The organism is Streptococcus huangxiaojuni (assembly GCF_040930515.1).
Lineage (GTDB): Bacteria > Bacillota > Bacilli > Lactobacillales > Streptococcaceae > Streptococcus > Streptococcus huangxiaojuni.
In genome coordinates this window covers 1-23,331 of sequence record NZ_JBFQEG010000014.1, presented here as the reverse complement: position 1 = coordinate 23,331, position 23,331 = coordinate 1, and the positions used below count along the sequence as shown (strand labels likewise).

Sequence of the window (23,331 nt, the reverse complement as noted above, 5' to 3'; positions counted from 1 at the left end):
TTCCTTGTTTCTAAAGAAACATCGTCAATTTCCTATTTTTGCTTTGCTCTTTTGACGGGCTTTGTATCTTGATATAAGGAGAATTATATGGTTAAAATCACTTTTCCAGATGGCGCTGTACGCGAATTTGAATCTGGTATCACAACTTTTGAAATTGCTCAAAGTATCAGTAATTCACTGGCTAAAAAGGCTTTGGCAGGTAAATTTAACGGGAAACTGATTGACACTACCCGTGCTATTACTGAAGACGGCAGTATTGAAATCGTGACGCCTGATCACGAAGATGCGCTTGCAATCTTACGCCATTCTACAGCTCATCTTTTTGCTCAGGCGGCTAAACGGCTTTTCCCAGACCTTCATTTAGGGGTCGGTCCGGCTATTGAAGACGGCTTTTATTATGATACCGATAATGAAGATGGACAAATCCGTGATGAAGATTTACCGCGTATCGAAGAAGAGATGCGCAAGATTGTTAAAGAGAACTTCCCCAGTGAGCGTAAAGAAGTTAGCAAAGAGGAAGCGCGGTCTATTTTTAAAGACGACCCCTATAAGCTGGAATTGATCGAAGAACATTCGGAAGACGATGGCGGTTTAACCATTTACCGCCAAGGAGAATATGTCGACTTATGCCGCGGTCCTCATGTTCCCTCAACCGGCAGGATTCAGGTGTTCAGCCTGCTCAATGTTGCCGGAGCTTATTGGAGGGGTGACAGTAATAATGCCATGATGCAGCGAGTTTACGGAACGGCTTGGTTTGATAAAAAGGATATGAAAGCCTACCTGAAGCGCCTTCAAGAGGCTAAAGAGCGCGATCACCGTAAGCTTGGAAAAGAGCTCGATTTATTTATGATTAGTCAGGAAGTGGGGCAAGGGCTGCCTTTCTGGCTGCCTGACGGTGCGACGGTTCGGCGTATTTTGGAGCGCTATATTATTGATAAGGAACTCGCCTCTGGCTATCAGCATGTTTATACACCGCCTCTGGCTTCTGTAGACCTTTATAAGCAGTCGGGTCACTGGGAGCACTATCAGGAAGATATGTTCCCTACAATGGACATGGGAGATGGTGAAGAATTTGTCCTGCGGCCTATGAACTGTCCGCATCACATTCAGGTTTATAAAAACCAAGTCCACTCATACCGAGAGTTGCCAATTCGCATTGCTGAGTTAGGAATGATGCACCGTTATGAGAAATCCGGTGCATTGTCAGGTTTACAGCGGGTTCGTGAAATGACACTTAATGATGGGCATATTTTTGTCACTCCAGAACAAATCAGGGAAGAATTTAAGCGGACACTGCAGCTGATTATTGATGTTTATGAGGATTTTGATCTGACAGACTACCGCTTCCGTCTGTCTTACCGTGATCCTAAGGACAAGCATAAATATTACGATAACGATGAAATGTGGGACAATGCTCAGGTTATGCTGAAGGCAGCCATGGATGATATGGCGCTTGACTATTATGAAGCCGAAGGTGAAGCGGCCTTTTATGGTCCAAAACTTGATATTCAAGTAAAAACCGCGCTTGGCAATGAAGAAACACTGTCAACTATTCAGCTGGATTTCTTGCTGCCGGAACGTTTTGAGCTCAGCTATATCGGAGCTGATGGTGAGGAACACCGTCCTGTTATGATTCACCGCGGAGTTATTTCAACGATGGAACGCTTCACTGCTATTCTCATCGAAACGTATAAGGGAGCTTTTCCAACTTGGCTGGCACCGCATCAGGTTACAGTTATTCCGATTTCAAATGATATTCATACGGATTATGCCTGGGAGGTAGCTAAAGAACTGCGCGATCGCGGTGTACGGGTGGATGTTGATGACCGCAATGAAAAAATGCAGTACAAGATTCGGCAGAGTCAGACCAAAAAAATTCCTTATCAGCTGATTGTTGGTGACAGAGAAATGGCCGAAGGAACGGTCAATGTCCGCCGATACGGCAGCAAGCAGACTCATACGGAAACTGTAGCTGAATTTACACAAACGATTTTGGCTGACATTGCCCGTTATTCACGTCCGCTTGAAGAAAATAAGGAATAGAAATAAGGCAAAAGCGGGGGAAGCTAATTCCCAGCCGTTCAATCAAATTTTAGTTTGTCTGTTGCACAGGCACAAGCTGTCCGGCATCATTTTGATTGCTTTTTCAAAGTTTTAAAATGCCTACCGGATCTTGCTGTGGTGGGGGTGAAATGTTAATCGGTGATCAGAAATTTTTAGCTTTTTGGCAGAAGAGCAGTATCAATCTGACTCAAAAATCTGCCCGTTTGTTACTAAAAGAGCTGCTGCAGCTGGCAGCAATGCCTGCAGAACTCAGCGGTGACATTAAAGAAACAAAGGGACTTCTGTCTTCTTTTGATGATGCTCTGACGCCCAACCATGCTTTTTGGCAGGACTTGTCATCTGTTGTACAGCGGGCTTTCCCCAAAGAAACGCTGAGCCATTCGGATGATGAACTCGCACATCAGATACACCAATTTCGATACGCTATCTCTGCTTATCAGGCTCAGTGGGTCCGCCGTCATTTCCCTGCAGGTACAGATAGGGAATCGCTCCTAAGTTACCTGAGGCCCAAAAGGATGAAACGCTTTTGGCGCCGGCATTTTGATTTTAACTTAGGAGAATCTTCCCGCCTGCATAATAAATTGCCGCGGAATACCAAGGAAGTCACTCTACCAGTCAATCTTAAGATTGTTATGGGCTTCCATACAGAGTTTATCCTTGACAGCAAAGGAAATTTTGCCAATGAACTTGATCCTCAGAAAGTGACACTCAATGGTCTGGTTAACGGTGCCAGTTTTAATTATGCTGACCGAAATGACCACCGTCACAGAGAGCTGGATGTTTTTCCAGTTAAGGTTCACGATCCTTTGTTTCGCAGGCAGGTCCTTGCTAATGCCGGCGACCCTTTTCGGGCACCTAAGGTGATTTACAGACGCTGGCACAGCCTTTGGGATGTGAGTTATATGAATAAAAAAGGTCATTATGCCAGAAAGGGCAAATCGGCCAAACAGGAAGTGACAGCCCTCAGACAAGCTTTTGCTAAAAGTTTACAGCAGAATACATGACAGGTCTAAATTGGCAAAAATGGGCAGCATACCCTTTTGGTGCTGTTTTTTACCCGGCCTTACTTCTTTAATCGAGGTAAGGCGGTGAAAAGCAGTAGTCCTATTTCCAAATAAACAGTCTTAAAGAAAAGAGGAAAGCAATGGCTAAAGTTTATGTAGCCGGTTGTGAAGAAAAAATACAAGATCTGCTGGCTTTTTTTCTGCGTGAAGAGGGGGTGGAAGTCGAGACCTTCGCTGCAAGAGATGAGTTACTTGAGCATTTGACAAAATCAGAAGCAGACCTTCTGATTTTGGATATCGCAATAGCTGATAAAGACGGCTTTGAGCTGATAAAAACAATCCGCCGGCATCATGAACTGCCCATTATTTTGCTGACGGAACACGACAGTGATTATGAACTTGTAACTGCCTTTGCAGCCGGTGTAGATGACTATTTTGCTAAGCCCTTTTCTCCGCTTAAACTGACCCTGCAAGCAAAGGCTATCTTATCCCGTCAGTACGGGGCAAGCCGCCAGTCGGATAAGTTGATTTATGAAGGACTGGCTTTATCTCCTAAAAGCCGCTCTGCTTTTTATCAGGGACAGATTATAGAGCTGACTAAGACCGAATTTAAACTGCTAAAATACCTATTAGAACGTAAGGAAGAAGCTGTAGCACGGAAAGATCTTTTAACAGAAGTCTGGGGTTATGAAGATATCGTTGAGACTAGGGCTGCAGATGATACCGTTAAGCGTCTGCGGAAAAAGCTTAAAGCCGCTCAGGCGCCGATTTATATTGAGACAATCTGGGGTTATGGTTTCAAATTGACCAAAAATAATTGAGGTCACTAAATATTTCGGTACCCTGCCTGATTCAGTCTTTTTTAAGGTGCTGGCTCATTCAGATACTATTTTATAGCAGTCAACCGGCTGGTCTTTTTTGCTTTCAAACCTTGACTGCAGCATTTGCCTTGCTTTAATCAGACTGCCACACTTTTGCCTCATTTTCAACAATCAAAAACCAAGCTTTCGGGCTTGGTTTTTGATATACTAAAAGTAGAGAATAAGGAGATACTGCAGCCGAACAAGCTCACAGCTGTTCCATCATTTTTAAAAACTTGGTGAATGAAGCAGGATTCAAGTGCTGCGATAAAAAGAAGCACACTTTCAAATTCTCCTTGCGTTTTTAACACCCTTTGTATCTTGTTTGAACTGAACACGGGCTAAGCTCTGTGCAAAAAAGACATATCTAAATTTAGAATTGATTTCAAGTTAGCCAGCCGTAGACGTCTGAAGGCTTTATCGTCCTAGCGGCCGATTGCAGCCTTCTAGTCGTCTTGGCAGAGGTGCGCCGACGAAATCGAAGATTTCTGGCTTACCGTCATTTTTGCTGTGAGCTTGAACGCCCTTTGTATCTTGGTGAATTGAACACGGGCTAAGGCTCTGTGCAAAAAAGACAGCCCTCCCTAGAGTCTTTAGTGACTCGGCGGTCGGTCTCCTATTTTTGCTGTGAGCTTTTAACGCCCTTTGTATCTTGGTGAAGAAGGTGGTTATTATGAAAAGGCGATCGTTGAAAATCGGTCTTCCGCTTTTAGTAATTATTATTGTTATTGGCGGGCTTATTTTTGCTTATATGCGTCCGCACTATAAACTGTCTGCGCAGCAAGCACAGTCTATCGCTCTAAAGCATGCGGGATTGACTGCTTCGGATGTCACTTTCAGCTCTACAAAAAGGGACACTGAAAACTTTAGAGCTACCTATGAAGTTGAATTTCATACAAAAGACACAGAATATGACTATACCATCGATGCGGCAGATGGCAGTGTCTTAAGTCATGATTTAGAAACAAAAGGAACTTCTGCATCAAGTTCAACAAGTGCCAGCTCGAGCACAGCACCAAGTTCTGATACAAGCTCGGACAAGAGCGATCAGGAACTTACGGCAGATCAGGCCAAAGCAATTGCACTCACAGATGCCGGTTTAGAAGAGTCTGCTGTTATCAATCTGAGAGTTGAAAAAGAATTTGAGTACAACCGGTCTTACTATGAAGTGGACTTTGACGATCCGGTAGCCGGTTTGGATTATGATTACGATATTGATTCTGTAAGCGGTGAAATCCTTAAGCGCAGCCAAGAACCGCTCAATGATTAAGATGAGCAGGGAGAAGTATTGTTTTGACAAAATTAGATTCATTTCGTTTAGGAGAGCTTTATAGAGAATTGCGAATAGCTAGAGGCCTAAAAATGAAAGACATTGTTAATAGTGAGTTGTCCCAAGCACAATTATCCAAATTTGAGAATGGTCAAACAATGCTGTCAGCAGATAAATTATTGATTGCAATCTCTGCTATTCATATGAGTTTAGCCGAATTTGAACATGCTTATCATCAATATGAAGATAGTTCCTTTTTTAAACAAGCTAAGCTAATTATTCAATATCATTCCAGTAAGAATATCGAAGGTCTCGAAGAACTTCTAACAATTTATGCTGACAGTTCTGAGACTTATGATATTTATAATAAACTTAATAGCATTGTTATACACTGTGCTATTCATGACTTAAAGCCAGAACATACCATCTCAGATAGCGATAAAGATTTTATTACAACCTATCTTTATAGTATTGAAGAGTGGACAGAATATGAATTGTATATATTTGGTAATACTTTACAAGTATTGTCAAATAGCGACATCATATTTCTTGGAAAAGCTTTTACAGAAAGGGACTCGCTATACTTATCAATTCTAAATAATAAATATCGAACTCAGCTAGTCTTGCTAAATATTATTTTTGTGTTGTTAGAAAGAAAGCAGTACTATTATGCTGATTATTTTGTAAAGCATTTAGAAACTATTCTGACTTATCAAGATATGTTTGCAAAGACTGTTCTTATTTTTTTGAAAAAGGTTTTAGATTATCAAGAAGGAAGAGACACTAAGCTGACAGATTTAGAGGATTACATCTGCAATGTTAGGAATTTAGGACACGAAGATGTTGCAGCATTTCTTCAAGATAATATTGATAATTTAATGAAAGATTAAAGAGGCTGGGACAAAAGTCCTGCCTCGTTTTGCTTTTTAGACATATGTGCAGTGGTTGATAAGAATTTCCTATCAACTGTGTGGAGGAGGTGGCACAACAAAACCGAAATTTCGTCATTTATGACGATTTACCGATTTTTGTCCTACCTCTTTTGGTTAGAAACAGACTGATTATTATCAGTAATAGAGCGTAAACAATGAAACTGGAGTAAGCAAGAATCATACTGATAGTTGATATCATCGGAAATATCAAGCTTGTCAGTGGGGGGACGATTACTAAAAGAGCATTAACACTTGTAATGATTCCCCCTATTCTTTCTACTGGTGAACGATTGACAACATCTGCAGAAAACCTTGGAGCAACAATCCCCAGTAGGAAGGCAAGGCAGCTATTGGCTAAAAGAATTATCCAAATATTATTAAAAATGAAACCGACTCCTACTAAAATAATCATCAGATCAGACCAGACATTGATATGAAAAGTCGAATATTTTCTAAAAACTTTTGTAGTTAAACTATTTCCAAAAACCATGGATAAAGTAATCATTCCTGACAAGAGAGAAATTTTAACAGGGTTGCTCAAAAGGGTTAAGTCATTGTTATCCTTGATAAACAGGGCAAATAAAGGGGTTAAACCTCCAAAAAATCCATTGAGCATTGCTAACTGAATTAAATTATTTAATAACATATGATCAGATAGAAAAGAACGTAGATTAGATGTGACAATTGAAAATGTTTTTTCATGTTCAGATGTTTTTATCTTAGTTTCTTGTTTTTTGAGAGACGGCTTAAGTAACAAGTAAAGTAAAGCAACGATTAGAAAAATGAAGGCATTTATCATTGCTAATGAACTTTCTGTACAGACAGTCAGTAACGATGCCCCAATGAAGGTGGCTAAAACAGTAACTAACTGAGTCCCTACGCTGACAAATCCTTGCGCCTCTTCCATGTCCTCTGCTTTAATCAGCGTTTTTGTAAAAGGTGAAAACAATGCTGTTGAGTAATTTCCGCTAATATCGGACAGTAAATTTAAGAAGGAGGTAAATAGAACTAAAATTAAAGTTGGAGGATATCTAAAAATAAATCCTATACCAATATACATAAATGCTCTGAAAAGTGAGCTTCCTATTAAATACCGTAGTTTTTGATTCTGTCGATCGGCTACTGCACCTAAGTATAAACTAATTAGGATAGGAAGCGTCTCTGAGGCTGATACGATCATGACAGCTAAGCTTCCGTTTGGAAGAGAAGTTGCTATTGTTAGCATTGCTGTATAAAATAGCTTATCTCCGATTTTAGATACTAAATTAATACTAGTAAGTTGAACGAAGAGTTTATTTTTTTTAAAAAACTTGAACATCAGACAAATATATTTTTCCTATAAGTAAGAGTGATCAAAAAAGTCATTTATAGCATTTGATTGAGCCTTTTCCTTTTCAACGTCTCTTATTTGTTCTAACTTCAAATTTATCACCTCGACTTCTTGCATACATCATATCACGAAAAATATAAAAGTCATCATTTATTCAAATATGAATATAAAATACTGCTAATATTCATATTTGAAACAAGCAAGAATTTGCAGAGGGGTTTGGATTAATTTGTATTTGCAATATGACAGATATTACAATTGTCAATAAAGCTATCTCTATGCTAATTGGGTTTTATTAACACGCCATACAAAAATGGATAAAGAATTTCTAGCTGCAAAAAAATATTATAGAAATCGAAACAAATCTATTTTTAAGTAAATAAAAAGCCCTAAACAAAGGGCTTTACAGTCGAATTTTTCCAAGAACATCAACAACCTGTTGCTAAAAAAATATTCTCTGATTCTTAAACTGGAGAAATAGCAGAGCGTATTGCGACTAAGTTTGGTTTTCAAAAAAATCACAGCTACCCGTTAAAGTAGCCATGATTGAGATATGATGTTTATATATTTTTCCTTTGCTGTTATAAATTTACTCGGCTGCTTGTTCCCATCTTTTTGCTAAGCGTCTGGAAAAAGCAGAGATAGTAAAGTTAATGATAAAATAGATTCCTGCTATCAAGGCGTACAGGGTAAAGACTTGGCTGGCCTCGAAGTAGCGTCCCATTAGGATTTGACTTTTTCCGAAAAGTTCCTGAATGGCGATAACAGAATACAGAAGTGATGTATCCTTAATGACCGTCACGAATTGAGAAATAATGGCAGGCAGCATTTTTCGGAAAGCTTGAGGAAAGATAATATAGACGAAAACCTGAAAATTTGTCATGCCTTGGGACAAGCCGGCTTCAGTCTGTCCGTTATCGACCCCGTTTAAGCCGCCGCGGATAATTTCTGCCAGAGCAACGGAGGTGAATACGGTAAATGCAGTGATTCCGGCAGGTGTTGATTTCATCTGAAACACTAAAAAGATGATAAAAATCCAAAGAAGGTTAGGAACATTGCGCACAAACTCAATATATACACTGGAAATCAAGCGCAGCAGCCTATTTTTTCCATTGCGCATAACCGCCAGAAGCGTTCCAATAAGGGTTGAGAGCACAATAGAAATAAAGGAAATATAAAGAGTCAGTCCTAAACCTTGGAGAATAAAATTCAAATTGGTTTGTGTTAAAACTGATGACATAGATAGAATCTCCTTACAATCAGGATATAAAAGCGTCTAAACAAAGGGCATAGAGTGCACTGTTATTTTGCGGACACTTTTTAAATTACAGTGAATATGATTTCTTGTTTTCTTCTTCCATCCGGCGAGCCCAAGTTGCGAGTGGGAAACACATAATAAAATAAAGAAAGGCGGCACCGGCAAAAGCAGGGACATAGTTGGTTGTGTCATAGGCCCAAGCCTTGGACACAAACATGATATCGGCTCCGGAAATAATAGCCACGGTTGATGTGTTTTTTATCAGGTTAACCACTTGATTAGTCATTGGCGGCAGGATAGTTCGGACAGCCTGCGGTAAAATGATCAAGCTCATGGTTTGACTGTAGGTAAAGCCTTGAGAAAGTGCAGCTTCTGTCTGTCCGCGCGGGACAGCTTCGATACCTGAACGAATCACTTCAGAAATATAAGCACCATGATAAATCCCGACACAGAGAACAGCTGTGAAAAAGGTTGAAATCATAATCGCACCGCCGCTGATGATTGCAAGACCATAGTAGACAAACACAAACTGGACAAGAAGCGGGGTGTTTTGAAAAACTTCAACATAGACACGGGCAATGGCCTTGAATATTTTATTTTTAGATGAGCTCATAGCTCCAAAAATAATGCCTAACATTAAAGCCAGCAGCAGGGCGGCAGCAGACATCCCCAATGTATAGAAGAAGCCCTTGATAAACTCTCCAAAATGAGCAAAGAAATCACTCCAGCGTGATAAAGCAAACGGACTGCTTGTTGTTAATATAACCACATGATCCTCCTTTAATAAGATACAAAGGCCGTTAAAAGAGCAAAGCAAAAAAAGGAAAATTGACGAAGAGTCACTAAGACTCTAGGAAATTTTATCTTTTTTGCACAGCTCTTAGGCTGTGTTCAATTCACAAGATACAAAGGCCGTATAAAGAGCAAAGCAAAAATGATGGTAAGCCAGAAATCTGTGATTTCGTCGGCGCACCTCTGCCAGAACGACTAGAAGGGTGCGGTCGGCCGCCAGGACGACAAAAGCCTTCAGACGTCTACGGCTGGCTGACAATGATCTGATAGGTATACCCCTTTTCCCGCAGCGTTTGAGGCCTAATTTAATCGTCGGGATTATTCGCTTACAGATTAAAAATAAATCAGGAAGTTTAAGTTAAAATGAATTTTAGAAAAAGGCCGGCTCATTAGCGGCCGCTGCCTTTTTGGATAAGAAGCACTCTTAGATAAAAGCCATTTCTGCGGTATGTAAACAGCTGAGAAAAGGTTTTATTTTTGGAAGCACTGTTCTATTCAGCAGTTGCAGGGGTCAAATCATATTTATCATAGATTTGCTGGAGACTTCCGTCTTTGTTCCACTGACTGAGCAGATTATTGATATAATCAATGACACCGGTATTTGATTTTTTAGTAGCAATGCCATATTCTTGTGTGTTAAACCCTTCTTTGAGGATTTCTGTCTTCTTGCTGACATAACCTGTAAGAATAGATTTATCAACGGAAAAAGCATCAATACGTGTCGCATAAAGCGAGATAGCCAGCTCAGGGAAGCTCCCCAGCTGCACATACTTAAAGGTCAGATTGTGTTCTTTGGCATAAAGTTCCAAGTTTGCTTTTGTTGTCGCACCTTGTGATACGCCGATAGTCAAGCCGTCTAAATCATCGATGGTTTTGATCTGGCTCGATTTTCTGACTAAAAAGCCAATTTCATCATAGTAATACGGATTTGAAATGCTGTAATTGGCCTGACGTTCTTCTGTAATGGTATAGGTTGCGATTAAAATGTCAATCTGTCCGTTATCCATAAGCGGCTCACGAGTTTGAGTTGTGACAGGGACATACTCGACTTTAACGCCCAGCTCTGCAGCAATTTTTTTGGCAATGTCGATTTCCATGCCCTCATACTTACCTGTATCAGCACTGTAATAACCGAAGTTAGGAACATCTTGTTTGACGCCTACCCTCAGAACACCAGCATCTTTAATTTTTTGAATTTGTTCTGACTGACTGGCAGCGGCAGCATCTTTCTGTCCAATAAATAGGAGGGCAATAATTAGCAGAAAAGCAGCTAAACTTGTCAGAAAAGGTCTTAATTTCATAGCGCCCCTCCCTATTTCACTGATACACGTTCGCTGGTATGATTGATAATTTTACTTAGGAACTGTTTAGCTCGCGGTTCTGTAGGATTATCAAAGAAACCTTGAACATCGGTAGTATCGACTAAAATTTCTCCATCAGCCATAAAAATGATACGATCGGCAACTTCTCTGGCGAATCCCATTTCGTGTGTAACAACAATCATGTTCATGCCTTCTTTTGCCAGATTTTGCATAACCGCAAGAACATCACCGATTGTTTCGGGGTCAAGTGCTGAAGTTGGCTCGTCAAAAAGCAGAAGTTCGGGGTTCATAGCCAGACCGCGGGCAATAGCAATCCGCTGTTTTTGTCCTCCGGAAAGCATCCCAGGGAAGGAATCTTTACGGTCCCACATATTAACATAAGTCAGATATTGTTCAGCAATGGCTTCCGCCTCTTTCTGAGATTTTCCCAGAACTTTGGTTAGAGCCAAAGTAACATTTTCTAACACTGTTTTATGAGGATAGAGGTTGAAGTGCTGGAAAACCATCCCAACTTCTTTACGAAGCTGCACTAAATCTTTAGCAGAAGCATTAGCAACATCATGCCCGTTAACAGTCAGTGTTCCGCTGTCAATAGACTCCAGAGCATTCATTGTCCGAATGAGTGTTGACTTGCCTGAGCCAGAAGGCCCCAGCAGCACAACAACCTGTCCGGCTTCAATTTCTAAGTTGATATTGCGCAGAGCATGATATTCCCCATAGTATTTTTCAACATTTTTATATTCAATAAAGGCCATATAATTCTCCTTTTACCATTGTGAGATTTTCTAACATCTGAAAACAGTTTACCACAGATAGGCTTTCGTGTCAATCATCAGAAGAGCAGAATGTTATTTTTTGTAAGGCTTTTTGAAAAAATGTTCAGATAAATCCTTTTGAGCAGTCAGGCTGGCAGTCTTTCATTGGCAGAAATACTGAGCTGGTTTTTTAGCGGAAACTTCTCACAATTTGCTCTTTGCCTTTACATACCTAATGTTTTAAAATAGTTGCTTTTTTTGCTATAATTAAAAAGTGTATGGTTTTTAGTAAAAACATACTCAGGCCATGGCCGAACGACGAGCGTTGGGAATGGCTAAATAAACCTGAAGAGGTGTACAAATGAAGAAAATTCTTATCGTAGATGACGAGAAGCCAATTTCTGATATCATTAAGTTTAATTTGGCTAAGGAAGGTTATGATACAGTGACGGCCTTTGATGGCCGTGAAGCACTGGAAAAGTACGGGGAAGAGAATCCTGATTTGATTATTCTCGACTTAATGCTGCCTGAACTGGATGGCTTAGAAGTCGCAAAGGAAGTGCGTAAGACCAGTCACATTCCGATTATTATGCTCTCTGCAAAAGACAGTGAATTTGATAAGGTTATCGGTCTTGAAATCGGCGCGGATGACTACGTCACCAAGCCTTTCTCAAACCGCGAACTTCTGGCTAGGGTTAAGGCCCATTTACGCAGAACAGAAAACATTGAAACGGCGGTTGCGGAAGAGAACGCATCGACTGAAATGCCAGAAATTACTATTGGTGAGCTGCAGATTTTACCAGACGCCTTTGTTGCTCTGAAACGCGGCACAGAAGTGGAACTGACTCACCGTGAGTTTGAACTGCTGCATCATTTAGCAACACATATCGGTCAAGTCATGACACGTGAACATTTACTTGAGACTGTTTGGGGCTATGATTATTTTGGTGATGTCAGAACAGTCGATGTTACTGTGAGGCGTTTGCGTGAGAAAATTGAGGACACACCCAGCCGGCCGGAGTATATTTTGACCAGACGGGGTGTCGGATATTATATGAAGTCTTATGAATAATAATATCGTAGGAAATTTAAATACTTTTGAATTTGCTATCCTGCTTCTGCTTGTTTTTGTGGCATTTTATTTTATTCATCTGGCTATCCGGGATTTTCGCTTCTCTAAAAATATCCGCATGCTCAGCGATAAGGTCAGAAACTTAATCACTGGCAACTACACCGGTGATATTAAGGTCTCCGGAGATGCAGATATGAGGGACTTGGCTGAGCATCTCAATGATTTGTCCAAAGTTTTTCAGCTGACTCATGAAAATTTAGCCCAAGAAAAAAATCGTTTAGCTAGTATTCTGGCTTATATGACTGATGGGGTGCTGGCAACAGACCGAACTGGGCAAATTATAATGATTAATGAAATGGCGCAGAAGCAGCTGAATTTAAACCGTGATGAAGCCCTTCAGCTGAATATTGTAGATATTTTAGGACAGGACAGTCCCTATAATTACAGCGATTTGGTATCAAAGACACCAGAGATTGTTTTAGATCAGCGCAATGAATATGATGAGTTTATAACGCTGCGTATCCGATTTGCTCTTAACCGGCGTGAAAGCGGCTTTATTTCAGGTTTGGTTGCTGTTTTGCATGACACAACAGAACAGGAAAAGGAGGAGCGTGAGCGCCGGCTGTTTGTTTCCAATGTCAGTCATGAGCTGAGAACTCCTCTGACTTCAGTAAAATCTTATTTGGAGGCGCTGGATGAAGGAGCGCTGAAAGAGGATATTGCGCCCAGTTTTATCAAGGTTTCTCTGGATGAAACCAATCGGATGATGCGGATGATTTCGGACTTGCTGAATTTATCCAGAATCGATAATCAGGTCACGCAGTTAGACATTGAAATGATTAATTTTACTGCTTATATGACCTCTGTTTTAGATCGATTTGACCACATTAAGAATCAGGAGAGTTTTGGCGGAAAATATTATGAAATTGTCAGAGACTATCCTGCTGTGCCTATTTGGATTGAAATCGATACAGACAAGATGACACAGGTGCTGGACAATATTATCAACAATGCAATAAAATATTCTCCGGACGGAGCCAATATCACAGTCAGTATGAAGACGACAGATACACAGCTGATTATTTCTGTCGCTGATGAAGGACTGGGAATTCCTAAAAAAGATCTACCTCTGATTTTTGACCGCTTTTACCGAGTAGATAAAGCAAGGAGCCGAGCTCAGGGAGGGACAGGCCTGGGGTTGGCTATTGCCAAGGAAATTGTTAAGCAGCATCAGGGATTTATTTGGGCTAAAAGTGATTATGGCAAAGGGTCGACCTTTACCATTGTTTTACCATATGAAAAGTCTGCTAATATTTATGAAGAATGGGAGGAAGACAGCAACTGATTATGTCAGAAAGCGGATTTAAATACAGTATCTTAGCTTCAGGCTCAAGCGGCAATAGTTTTTATATCGAAACAGACAAAAAACGTCTTTTAGTTGATGCCGGTCTGACCGGCAAAAAGATAAGCAGCCTGTTGGCAGAAATTGACCGAAAACCGGAAGACCTTGATGCTATTCTGATTACACATGAACATTCGGATCATATAAAAGGTGTGGGGGTTTTGGCTCGTAAGTACCATTTGGATATTTATGCCAATGAGAAGACCTGGCAAGTAATAGATGATCATCAGATGATCGGTCAGATCAATCAGGAACAAAAACATATTTTTAAACGCGGAAGTCTGATGACCTTTGCCGACCTTGATGTTGAAAGCTTCGGTGTCAGTCACGATGCAGCTGAACCCCAGTTTTACCGTTTTATGAAAGATAATAAAAGCTTTGTAATGCTGACGGATACAGGCTATGTCAGCGATCGGCTGGCTGGATTGATTGAAAATGCAGATGCCTATCTGATTGAATCCAATCATGATATTGAAATTCTTCGATCAGGCTCTTACCCATGGCGGCTTAAGCAGCGTATTCTTTCAGATAAAGGTCATTTGTCCAATGATGATGGGGCTCAAGCTATGATTAGGACAATCGGCAGAAGGACACAGAAGATTTATCTGGGCCATCTGAGCAAAGAAAACAATATCAAAGAATTAGCGCATATGACGATGGAAAACAGCCTGTTATCAGCTGATTTGGGGGCAGGTACTGACTTTAAGGTTTTTGATACTTCGCCTGATACCGCTACTCCCTTGACTAAAATTTAGGAATCGGTAGACTGCGGACAGCAAAAAATCTCAGAGTCAGGGATTCTTTAAATCGCTTTTTGCTTAATTTTATTTATTGAATGACAAGGGGCAGGACAGGGTGAAAACGGCTTTTATTTGCAGGTTTTTGTCTGTTTCCCTTTTTTTATTAATTTTTGCTATAATGAATAGGGCTGTTAAGTCATTAAAATACTTAAAAAAAGGAGATACAGCAGCTGATACCAGAAACAGTGTCTACAGAGGCGGTTTGTAACATTTTACAGTTTTTCAGTGCTTGCTGAAGTTTCGCAGGTATTGAGCAAAAGAAAGATAGAGTGGTCTTCATCACCGCTGTTTCTCAGACGCTTTCCAAACAGCTTTTGTATCTTATTGGAACTGAACACGGCCTAAAATCCTAGTGAAAAAGATGGCTGTCATCGTGATGCCAGCATCACTTGCCATCCCCTATTTTCATACGGATTTTTTAACGGCTTTTGTATCTTATTGGAATTGAACACGGCCTAAGCTCTGTGCAAAAAAGATATGGTTAAGTTTAGACTTGATTTCAATTGGCCAGCCGTAAACGACTGAAAGCTTTGCAGTCTTTACAGCCTGCCGCACCTTTCTAGTCGTTCTGGCAGGGGTGCGCCTACGAAATCAAAGATTTCTGGCTTACCGCCATTTTTGCTGTGAGCTTTATACGGCCTTTGTATCTTATTGGAACTGAACACGGCCTAAAATCCTAGTGAAAAAGATGGCTGTCATCGTGATGCCAGCATCACTTGCCGTCCCCTATTTTCATACGGATTTTTTAACGGCCTTTGTATCTTATTGTTAAAGGAGAGGTTTATGCAGGAGTTGGAACGTCAGTTGCTTACTGATTTTAATATTTGTTTTAGTGATTCAAGTCTGTTGGAAACGGCTTTTACTCATACGTCTTATGCAAACGAGCACCGTCTCCTAAACATTTCACACAATGAACGTTTGGAATTTTTAGGAGACGCGGTTCTGCAGCTGCTGATTTCACGGTATCTATTCAGCAGATATCCTAAAAAAGCAGAAGGTGAGCTGTCTAAAAGGCGTTCAATGATTGTTCGTGAAGAAAGTCTGGCGGGTTTTTCCCGGCAGTGCGGCTTTGATCAGTTCGTCAAGCTGGGAAAAGGTGAGGAAAAATCAGGCGGCCGAAACCGTGATACAATTCTAGGAGATCTTTTTGAGGCATTTCTAGGAGCTCTTTTTTTGGATCAGGGTTTGGAGACTGTCAGCACTTTTTTGGATCAGGTGATGATTCCGCAAGTTGAAAAAGGGAATTTCGAGCGTGTTAAGGACTACAAGACAGGGCTTCAGGAACTCCTGCAGACTCAAGGAGATGTTCTGATTGATTATCGAGTTGTTGCTGAGTCGGGTCCTGCGCACAATAAACTTTTTGAAGTAGCTATTTTTGTTAATGAAAAAGAAATCAGCCGCGGCAGCGGCAAATCAAAAAAATTAGCCGAGCAGGCTGCTGCCAAGGAAGCTTTGAATCGATTCCAGTGAGGAAGAAATGTTTTTAAAAGAGATTGAAATGCAGGGGTTTAAATCCTTTGCCAATAAAACAAAGATTACCTTTGATAAAGGAGTGACAGCTGTGGTTGGCCCCAATGGTTCCGGTAAAAGCAATATCACTGAAAGTCTGAGGTGGGCATTAGGGGAATCCAGTGCCAAAAGTTTGCGGGGCGGTAAGATGCCGGATGTTATCTTTGCAGGGACAGAAAATCGTAAAGCGCTCAACTATGCTCAGGTAGCGGTTGTTTTGGATAACAGTGATGGTTTTATCAAAGGTGCAAAGGATGAAATCCGTGTTGAACGGCATATTTACCGCAGCGGTGACAGTGATTATTTAATTGACGGACGCAAGGTACGTTTGCGTGATATCCATGATTTATTTATGGATACTGGTCTGGGTCGGGATTCGTTTTCGATTATATCCCAAGGTCGCGTTGAAGCTATTTTTAACAGTAAACCTGAGGAGAGGCGGGCTATTTTTGAAGAAGCTGCCGGTGTTTTAAAATATAAAACACGTAAAAAAGAAACACAAGGCAAGCTCAGCCAGACTCAAGACAACTTAGATCGTCTGACTGATATTATTTATGAGTTGGATACACAGATTAAACCGCTTGAAAAACAGTCTCAGACAGCTAAAACATTTTTAGAGCTTGAAGAAGAGCGTAAGCAGCTTCATCTGGATATTCTCGTTGAGGATATTGACAGCGATAAACTTCAGCTGGATCAGAATACCCGTGAACTTGAAGATGTCAAAAAAGAACTGTCTGTTTATTATCAGCAGCGGCAGAATTTAGAAAAGGACAATCAAAGCTTGAAAAAACAACGCCAGACTGTCTCAGAAGAAATGTCCAAGAAACAGTCCGGTTTAGTTGATATCACTCGCTTAATAGCTGATACTGAGCGGCGGATTGACTTGTTCAACTTAGAATCCAGTCAGAAATTGGAACGCCGTCAGGAAGCGGATCAGCGCTTAAAAACGCTCAATGCAGAAGCCGATTCCTTAAAAATAAATATAGCTGATAAGGAAAAACATTTGCAGGAGCTGTCAGAAAAACTCGTTTCGCTGGCTGATGAGATTGCAAGATTGGAAGACGAAGCAAAACGATTCTCGTCGGATCCGGATCAAATGCTGGAAAGCTTGCGAGAAGGCTATGTGCGGCTGATGCAGCAAGAAGCAGATACATCCAATAGCCTGACGACTGTCCAAGCCGAAATAGACAGTCACAAACAGTTTTCGGAATCTCAGGCCGAAGAAATGCAGCAGCTTGAGGAAGAACTGGCAGCGGTCAGGGAGGAAGTCAAAAAGGCTTTATCAGCTGCTGCTGAGGCTAAGCAGGTACTTAAGGAACTGCTGGAGAACTACCGCAGCTTAAATCAGGAGCTTCAGGAAGATGAAGCTGTCTATAAAAAAGCGCAAGAAAAGATGTTTGTTCAGGCCGATTCACTTAAGACCAAGCAAGCACGGCAGGACAGTTTAGAGGCTATTTTAAAAAATCACAGTCATTTTTATGCAGGAGTCAGAGCTGTTTTACAAGCTTCGGAAAAGCTAGGCGGAATTATTGGTGCTGTCAGTGATCATTTAAATTTTTCACACGATTACCAGACCGCGTTTGAGATTGTCCTGGGCGGCAGCAGCCAACACATTATTGTGGCTGATGAGGGGGCAGCAAAGCGCGCGATTGCTTATTTGAAGCAGCATAGGCAGGGAAGAGCCACTTTTTTGCCTTTAACCACTATTAAGCCCAGAGAGCTGTCGCAGCAGAATCTATCTAAATTGGCCTCTTGTCAGGGATTTTTGGGGTTAGCCAGTGATTTAGCGACTTTTGCACCGGATTTAGAAAAGATTTTTAAAAATCTTTTAGGGCTGACGGCTCTTTTTGATACTGTTGATAATGCCAACCGAGCAGCCCGTCTCCTCAAATATCAGGTTCGTTTGGTAACACTTGATGGGACAGAGATACGTCCGGGAGGATCATTTTCCGGCGGCAGCAGCCGTCACAACCAGACAAGTTTTGTTAAACCCGAGCTGGAACATTTGAAAGCTGAAATAGCAGCTGAAAAAATAAAACAGCAGCAGCAAGAAAAAAAGGTTGATGAATTAAGACAGGCTCTCTCCGAAAAGGAAAAAAGGCTGAATCACATAAAAGCAGAAGGTGAAACAGCCCGTCTGGCTGAACAAAAAGCAGAGCTTGAATACCGTCAGCTGTCAGAACGGTTCGGCGATTTGCAGGATGTTTATCAGGGTCTGCAGGCTAAGAGCACAGATCAAGGAGAAGAAGATCTAAAAGCCGAAAAAGAAAAGCTTGAAGAGCTTTTAAATGACATAACTGAGCAAAAAGAAAAAATAAATACAGAAATTGAACAAATCAAAGAAAATAAGGGCGCTCTCAATCAAAAAGCAGATAAGCTGGCCAATAAGCTGGCTCAGGCTCGGCTGGATGAACGGGAACTCCAAAGTGAAAAAAAGTTTGAGGAGTCTGATAAAAAACGGTTAGAAGCCAGTCTGGCAGAGACCGCAGCTAATATTGATGAACTAAAAACTGTTTTAAATGAGCAGTTAGCTTCATCTTCTGATCAAGAGCTGCCTAAGCTGCAGGAGCAGTTAGCAGAAGCCAAAGCAAGAAAAGAGGAAGATGAGAAGCGTCTGGTACAGCTGCGCTTCGAACTGGAAGACTGTGAAGCCCAACTTGATGAACTCGCATTACGGTCCCAAGAGACAAACCAGCAAAATGAACGGCTTATTCGCAAACAGGCTCAGTATGAAGCTGAAGTCGAGCAGATTTCAGAGCGGCTGAGAACTTTTGCCCGCAGTCTGGCTGAGGACTACCAGATGACTCTGGATGAAGCCAGAACGAAAACAAAAGCCATTGAAGACAGTAAGCTGGCACGACAAAAACTGCAGACACTGCGCCGGCAGATAAAGGCTTTGGGCCCTGTTAATATTGATGCTATTGAGCAGTATGATGAGGTTAATGAACGCCTGCTTTTTCTAAACAGTCAAAAGGATGATTTGGTAAGGGCAAAAAATCTTTTGCTTGAGACCATCCATGATATGGACGATGAAGTAAAAATGCGTTTTAAAGCCACTTTTGCTGCTATTCGCGACAGCTTCAAAGAGACATTTCGGCAAATGTTTGGAGGAGGCTCCAGTGACCTCATTTTAACTGAAGGTGATCTTCTGACAGCAGGTATTGAAATTTCTGTTCAGCCGCCAGGCAAAAAGATTCAGTCGCTTAATCTAATGAGCGGCGGAGAAAAAGCTCTCTCTGCTTTGGCACTGTTATTTGCCATTATCCGTGTTAGAACTATTCCCTTTGTTATCCTTGATGAGGTTGAGGCTGCTTTGGATGAAGCTAATGTAAAACGTTTCGGCGATTACCTCAACCGCTTTGACAAGTCCAGTCAGTTTATCGTTGTCACCCACCGCAAAGGAACCATGGCAGCAGCCGACAGCATTTATGGTGTGACAATGCAGGAATCGGGAGTATCAAAAATTGTTTCTGTTAAACTAAAAGAGGCTGAGGAAATGCTGGATTAAAGGTGAGTTTATTCAAAAAGCATTTCGGGCTGCAGCTGTATAAAAACAGCTATTAGCTGATTGGAAGATGGAATTTTTGGATTGAATAGAGAAAGCAAACTATTTTTGCTACAATAAAGAGGGATAATGAGGTTAAGTATGATAAAATTAGTGGCAACGGATCTGGATGGGACCTTTTTAGCCCCAGATGGCAGTTTTGACCGGCAAAGATTAGCCAACCTGCTGGATAAATTCCAAGAGCAGGAGATAGTGTTTGTTGCTGCCAGCGGCCGCTCACTTATCACTTTGGAAAAATTATTTGCAGCTTATACAGACAGAATCGCTTTTATTGCAGATAATGGCAGCTTGGTAAAAGCAAGTGGTGAACTTCTCTTTGAGGCCAGTATCAGTCCGCAGCAATATCAGGAGATTGCGGCTCTTTTGTCACAAAGTCCTTATATGTCATCCTATGACTTTTTGCTTTCCGGGCGGCAGGGCGCTTATCTGCATACCGAAGCCAGCAGTGACTATTACTCTTTTATCAGCCGCTATTATGATAATATCCAGTATGTTTCTGATTTTTCAGCTGTTTCAGATACTATTTTGAAGCTGACTGCTAATTTTTCAGAAAAAACACTTAAAGAGGGAGAAGCCTGGTTTAATAAGCAAGTTGATTATGCTCGTGCAGTGACGACTGGCTTTAGCTCTGTTGACATTATTCTCAAAAATATCAATAAGCGGGTCGGACTCGAGCACCTTTGCAGAAAGTACGGGATAGCCTCTTCACAGGTATTGGCTTTCGGAGATAATTTAAATGACTTTGAAATGCTGTCTTTTGCCGGAACAGCTGTTGCAACTGGCAATGCAAGATCTGAAATTAAAGATTTGGCCGATGCTGTTATCGGCTCTTGTGCAGACGGTGCCGTGCTGGATTATATGGAAAGAATGGTTAGGTAAACGATGACAAAGATTAAATTATTGGCCCTTGATTTGGATGGAACTCTTTATAACAGTCAGAAGCAGGTTTCAGATGAAAATAAAGCTGCTTTAAAAGCTGCCCGGTCAAAAGGGGTTAAGGTCGTTATTACAACCGGCCGGCCCTTAAAAGCAATCGGCAATTTATTGGAAGAACTTGATTTGTCAGGTGCCGAAAATTACAGTATTACTTTTAACGGCGGTCTTGTACAGCGCAATACCGGTGAAATTCTGGATAAGAGTGAACTGAGCCGCCAGCATTTAGAAGCTATCTATGATGTCTTTGAACCCTTAGGTCTGCCGCTGGATGTTTTGAGCGACGGAACGGTCTACAGTATTTCCAGCAAGGGGAACCACTCGCTGTATCATAAGGCCAACCCGCTCTTGACCTTTATCGAAGTAGCTAACCTGGCTGCGGTTCCTGATAATATTGTCTATAATAAGGTAGTCAGCGTGATTGACGCTGCTTACCTAGATCGGCAAATTCAGAAGCTGCCGGCTGATTTTTACAAGGAATTTGAAGTTTTTAAATCGCGGGATATTATTCTTGAGATTATGCCAAAAGGTGTTCATAAGGCCGTAGGTCTGGAACGTTTGACCAAGTATTTAGGGCTTGAGAGCCGGCAGGTGATGGCGGTAGGTGATGAAGAAAATGATTTATCTATGCTTTCCTGGGCCGGCTTAGGTGTCGCTATGGCTAATGGCACAAAGGCTGCTAAAAATATTGCTGATGCTGTCACCGTTCGTACTAATGATCAAGCGGGAGTAGCAGAAGCGATTGACCATTATATTTTAAGCGAGGATTAGTGATGGGATTATTTGACCGTTTATTTGGAAGTAGAAACAAAAAAGAAGAAGATAGTCAGAACCCAGCTGAGTCTGGCGATAAGCAGCAGGAGGAGATTGTTCCTGAATCTGCTGATACAGCTGACAAGTCTGGAGAAACAGTGCCTTTTTCTTCGGATGCAGAAGCCCAGCCAGCTGACACTGACAGACCAAAGCAGGCTGAGACTACCCCTAAAGAGCACTTAAATCATGAGAAAGAAACAGTGGATTTGGCTGAAACTTCTCCAGAAAAGCAGCAGCCTCAGCTGTCTGAAAATGATGCAGCAGAGAAAGAGCAGGATAGCTATAGATCTGAAGAAGCAGAGGATAAGCTAAGTCAACAGGGACAGGCGAATCAGGAAGTTTCCGATGATTCCGCAGATGATGAGGCGAACCAAGCGACTGCGGACTTTATGGCTAATTATTATGCACAAAAGAAAGCCATTGAAAAAGCAATAGCCGATGGCACCTATGTTAAGCCGCAAAAAGAGAATCAATCCGACAGCAGACAGGAAGATGTTCCATCAGAACAGCCAACAGCAGCCGAGGAATCTTCCGAAAGCAAGGTATCTGAGGAACAGGCGGAAACAAAAGAAGAAAAGTATAACCGCAGCCTTAAGAAAACCCGGACAGGTTTCAGCGCGCGCCTCAATGCTTTTTTAGCTAATTTTCGACGTGTGGATGAAGACTTCTTTGAAGAATTAGAAGAAGTCCTTATCCTTTCGGATGTGGGGGTTAATGTTGCTTCAACCTTATCGGAGGAACTGCGCTATGAAGCAAGAATAGAAAATGCTAAAAAACCTGAAGATCTCAAGCGGGTCATCATTGAAAAGCTTGTAGATATTTACGAAAAAGATGATATTTACAATGAAAAACTTAATTTTCAGGAAGATCTGACGGTTATGCTTTTTGTCGGCGTTAATGGCGTCGGGAAAACAACCTCTATTGGGAAGCTCGCCTACCGTTATAAACAAGAAGGCAAAAAGGTGATGATGGTAGCAGCAGATACATTTAGAGCCGGTGCCGTTGCTCAGCTTGTTGAATGGGGCAGGCGCGTGGACGTTCCTGTTATCACCGGAGCAGAGAAAGCTGATCCGGCCTCTGTTGTTTACGACGGTGTTGAAAGGGCTGTTGCTGAAGACGTTGATGTGTTATTGATTGACACGGCAGGGCGTCTGCAAAATAAAGATAATTTGATGGCAGAACTTGAAAAAATCGGCCGAATCATTAAGCGTGTGCTGCCCGATGCTCCCCATGAGACTCTTCTGGCCTTGGATGCTTCAACGGGCCAAAATGCTCTTAGTCAGGCTAAAGAGTTTTCAAAAATACTGCCACTGACAGGTTTGATTCTGACAAAAATTGACGGAACTGCCAAAGGCGGTGTTGTTTTGGCTATCCGTCAGGAATTGGATATTCCTGTTAAGTTATTGGGCTTTGGAGAGAAAATTGATGATATCGGTGAATTTAACTCGGAAGACTTTATGAGAGGTCTGTTAGAAGGTATCTTTTAAACACATAAAAGCCAAAAAATCAGGCGGGACACAGATCCAATGTCATTAAGATAAGCTCTCACTCTGTCAAAAAACCTATTCCAAAGCACCTCTATTATGACTGAATTTGGAATAGTTTTATGATTTATAGAATTTAGAGCGCACAAAAGTAAAGGTTTCTCAC

18 protein-coding genes are annotated in these 23,331 nt (G+C 41.4%); 13 read left to right on the top strand and 5 right to left on the bottom strand.

Translation table 11 applies throughout. From position 1 onward, the window contains the following. The first annotated feature begins 87 nt into the window (after positions 1 to 87). The 5 genes from thrS (at position 88) to AB3329_RS08130 (ending at position 6,088) form a co-directional block, all read left to right on the top strand. Positions 88 to 2,043 carry a threonine--tRNA ligase gene (gene thrS, locus AB3329_RS08150; RefSeq protein ID WP_368395418.1) on the top strand — a complete coding sequence of 652 codons (1,956 nt, stop codon included), beginning with the start codon at positions 88 to 90 and terminating at the stop codon, positions 2,041 to 2,043. A 149-nt stretch (positions 2,044 to 2,192) separates the two neighbouring features. Continuing rightward, positions 2,193 to 3,068 (top strand): DUF3114 domain-containing protein, encoded by an 876-nt coding sequence (locus AB3329_RS08145; RefSeq protein WP_368395417.1) that lies wholly within the window; start codon positions 2,193 to 2,195, stop codon positions 3,066 to 3,068. Positions 3,069 to 3,208: 140 nt separating this feature from the next. Continuing rightward, positions 3,209 to 3,889: a response regulator transcription factor gene (locus AB3329_RS08140; RefSeq protein WP_368395416.1), complete on the top strand. Its 681-nt coding sequence runs from the start codon at positions 3,209 to 3,211 to the stop codon at positions 3,887 to 3,889. Positions 3,890 to 4,601: 712 nt separating this feature from the next. Next, positions 4,602 to 5,198 carry a PepSY domain-containing protein gene (locus AB3329_RS08135; protein WP_368395414.1) on the top strand — a complete coding sequence of 199 codons (597 nt, stop codon included), beginning with the start codon at positions 4,602 to 4,604 and terminating at the stop codon, positions 5,196 to 5,198. A 23-nt stretch (positions 5,199 to 5,221) separates the two neighbouring features. Then, positions 5,222 to 6,088, top strand: a complete 867-nt coding sequence (locus AB3329_RS08130) for an Rgg/GadR/MutR family transcriptional regulator (protein ID WP_368395413.1) — start codon at positions 5,222 to 5,224, stop codon at positions 6,086 to 6,088. Between the two features lie 118 nt (positions 6,089 to 6,206). Here AB3329_RS08130 and AB3329_RS08125 read toward each other — a convergent pair whose 3' ends face one another. The 5 genes from AB3329_RS08125 to AB3329_RS08105 all read right to left on the bottom strand — a co-directional run bounded on the left by AB3329_RS08125 (position 6,207) and on the right by AB3329_RS08105 (position 11,587). Next, positions 6,207 to 7,448 (bottom strand): MFS transporter, encoded by a 1,242-nt coding sequence (locus tag AB3329_RS08125; protein WP_368395412.1) that lies wholly within the window; start codon positions 7,446 to 7,448, stop codon positions 6,207 to 6,209. 601 nt (positions 7,449 to 8,049) lie between these two features. Beyond that, positions 8,050 to 8,700 carry an amino acid ABC transporter permease gene (locus AB3329_RS08120; RefSeq protein WP_368395410.1) on the bottom strand — a complete coding sequence of 217 codons (651 nt, stop codon included), beginning with the start codon at positions 8,698 to 8,700 and terminating at the stop codon, positions 8,050 to 8,052. 85 nt (positions 8,701 to 8,785) lie between these two features. Next, entirely contained in the window at positions 8,786 to 9,487 is a 702-nt protein-coding gene (locus AB3329_RS08115; protein WP_067060747.1) for an amino acid ABC transporter permease, read from the bottom strand. A gap of 514 nt (positions 9,488 to 10,001) precedes the next feature. Continuing rightward, positions 10,002 to 10,811, bottom strand: coding sequence for a transporter substrate-binding domain-containing protein (locus AB3329_RS08110; RefSeq protein WP_368395408.1), 810 nt, complete (start codon positions 10,809 to 10,811; stop codon positions 10,002 to 10,004). Between the two features lie 11 nt (positions 10,812 to 10,822). Next, complete coding sequence (locus AB3329_RS08105; protein ID WP_368395406.1) at positions 10,823 to 11,587, bottom strand: amino acid ABC transporter ATP-binding protein; 765 nt, start codon at positions 11,585 to 11,587, stop codon at positions 10,823 to 10,825. Between the two features lie 361 nt (positions 11,588 to 11,948). Here AB3329_RS08105 and yycF point away from each other — a divergent pair, with 361 nt between their 5' ends. The 8 genes from yycF to ftsY all read left to right on the top strand — a co-directional run bounded on the left by yycF (position 11,949) and on the right by ftsY (position 23,168). Then, the gene (yycF, locus tag AB3329_RS08100; RefSeq protein WP_368395405.1) at positions 11,949 to 12,659 is read left to right on the top strand and encodes a response regulator YycF; all 711 of its coding nucleotides are present in this window, start codon (positions 11,949 to 11,951) and stop codon (positions 12,657 to 12,659) included. Further along, complete coding sequence (vicK, locus tag AB3329_RS08095) at positions 12,652 to 14,004, top strand: cell wall metabolism sensor histidine kinase VicK (protein WP_368395403.1); 1,353 nt, start codon at positions 12,652 to 12,654, stop codon at positions 14,002 to 14,004. The genes yycF and vicK overlap by 8 nt, the downstream gene beginning before the upstream one ends. A 2-nt stretch (positions 14,005 to 14,006) precedes the next feature. Continuing rightward, positions 14,007 to 14,816: an exodeoxyribonuclease WalJ gene (locus AB3329_RS08090; RefSeq protein WP_368395401.1), complete on the top strand. Its 810-nt coding sequence runs from the start codon at positions 14,007 to 14,009 to the stop codon at positions 14,814 to 14,816. A gap of 828 nt (positions 14,817 to 15,644) precedes the next feature. Further along, positions 15,645 to 16,331, top strand: a complete 687-nt coding sequence (gene rnc, locus AB3329_RS08085) for a ribonuclease III (protein ID WP_368395400.1) — start codon at positions 15,645 to 15,647, stop codon at positions 16,329 to 16,331. A 7-nt stretch (positions 16,332 to 16,338) separates the two neighbouring features. After that, the gene (smc, locus tag AB3329_RS08080; protein ID WP_368395399.1) at positions 16,339 to 19,878 is read left to right on the top strand and encodes a chromosome segregation protein SMC; all 3,540 of its coding nucleotides are present in this window, start codon (positions 16,339 to 16,341) and stop codon (positions 19,876 to 19,878) included. A 138-nt stretch (positions 19,879 to 20,016) separates the two neighbouring features. Continuing rightward, positions 20,017 to 20,814, top strand: coding sequence for a Cof-type HAD-IIB family hydrolase (locus AB3329_RS08075; protein ID WP_067065069.1), 798 nt, complete (start codon positions 20,017 to 20,019; stop codon positions 20,812 to 20,814). A 3-nt stretch (positions 20,815 to 20,817) separates the two neighbouring features. Beyond that, entirely contained in the window at positions 20,818 to 21,639 is an 822-nt protein-coding gene (locus AB3329_RS08070; RefSeq protein ID WP_368395397.1) for a Cof-type HAD-IIB family hydrolase, read from the top strand. Between the two features lie 2 nt (positions 21,640 to 21,641). Further along, the gene (gene ftsY / locus AB3329_RS08065) at positions 21,642 to 23,168 is read left to right on the top strand and encodes a signal recognition particle-docking protein FtsY (RefSeq protein ID WP_368395395.1); all 1,527 of its coding nucleotides are present in this window, start codon (positions 21,642 to 21,644) and stop codon (positions 23,166 to 23,168) included. Positions 23,169 to 23,331 lie beyond the last annotated feature (163 nt).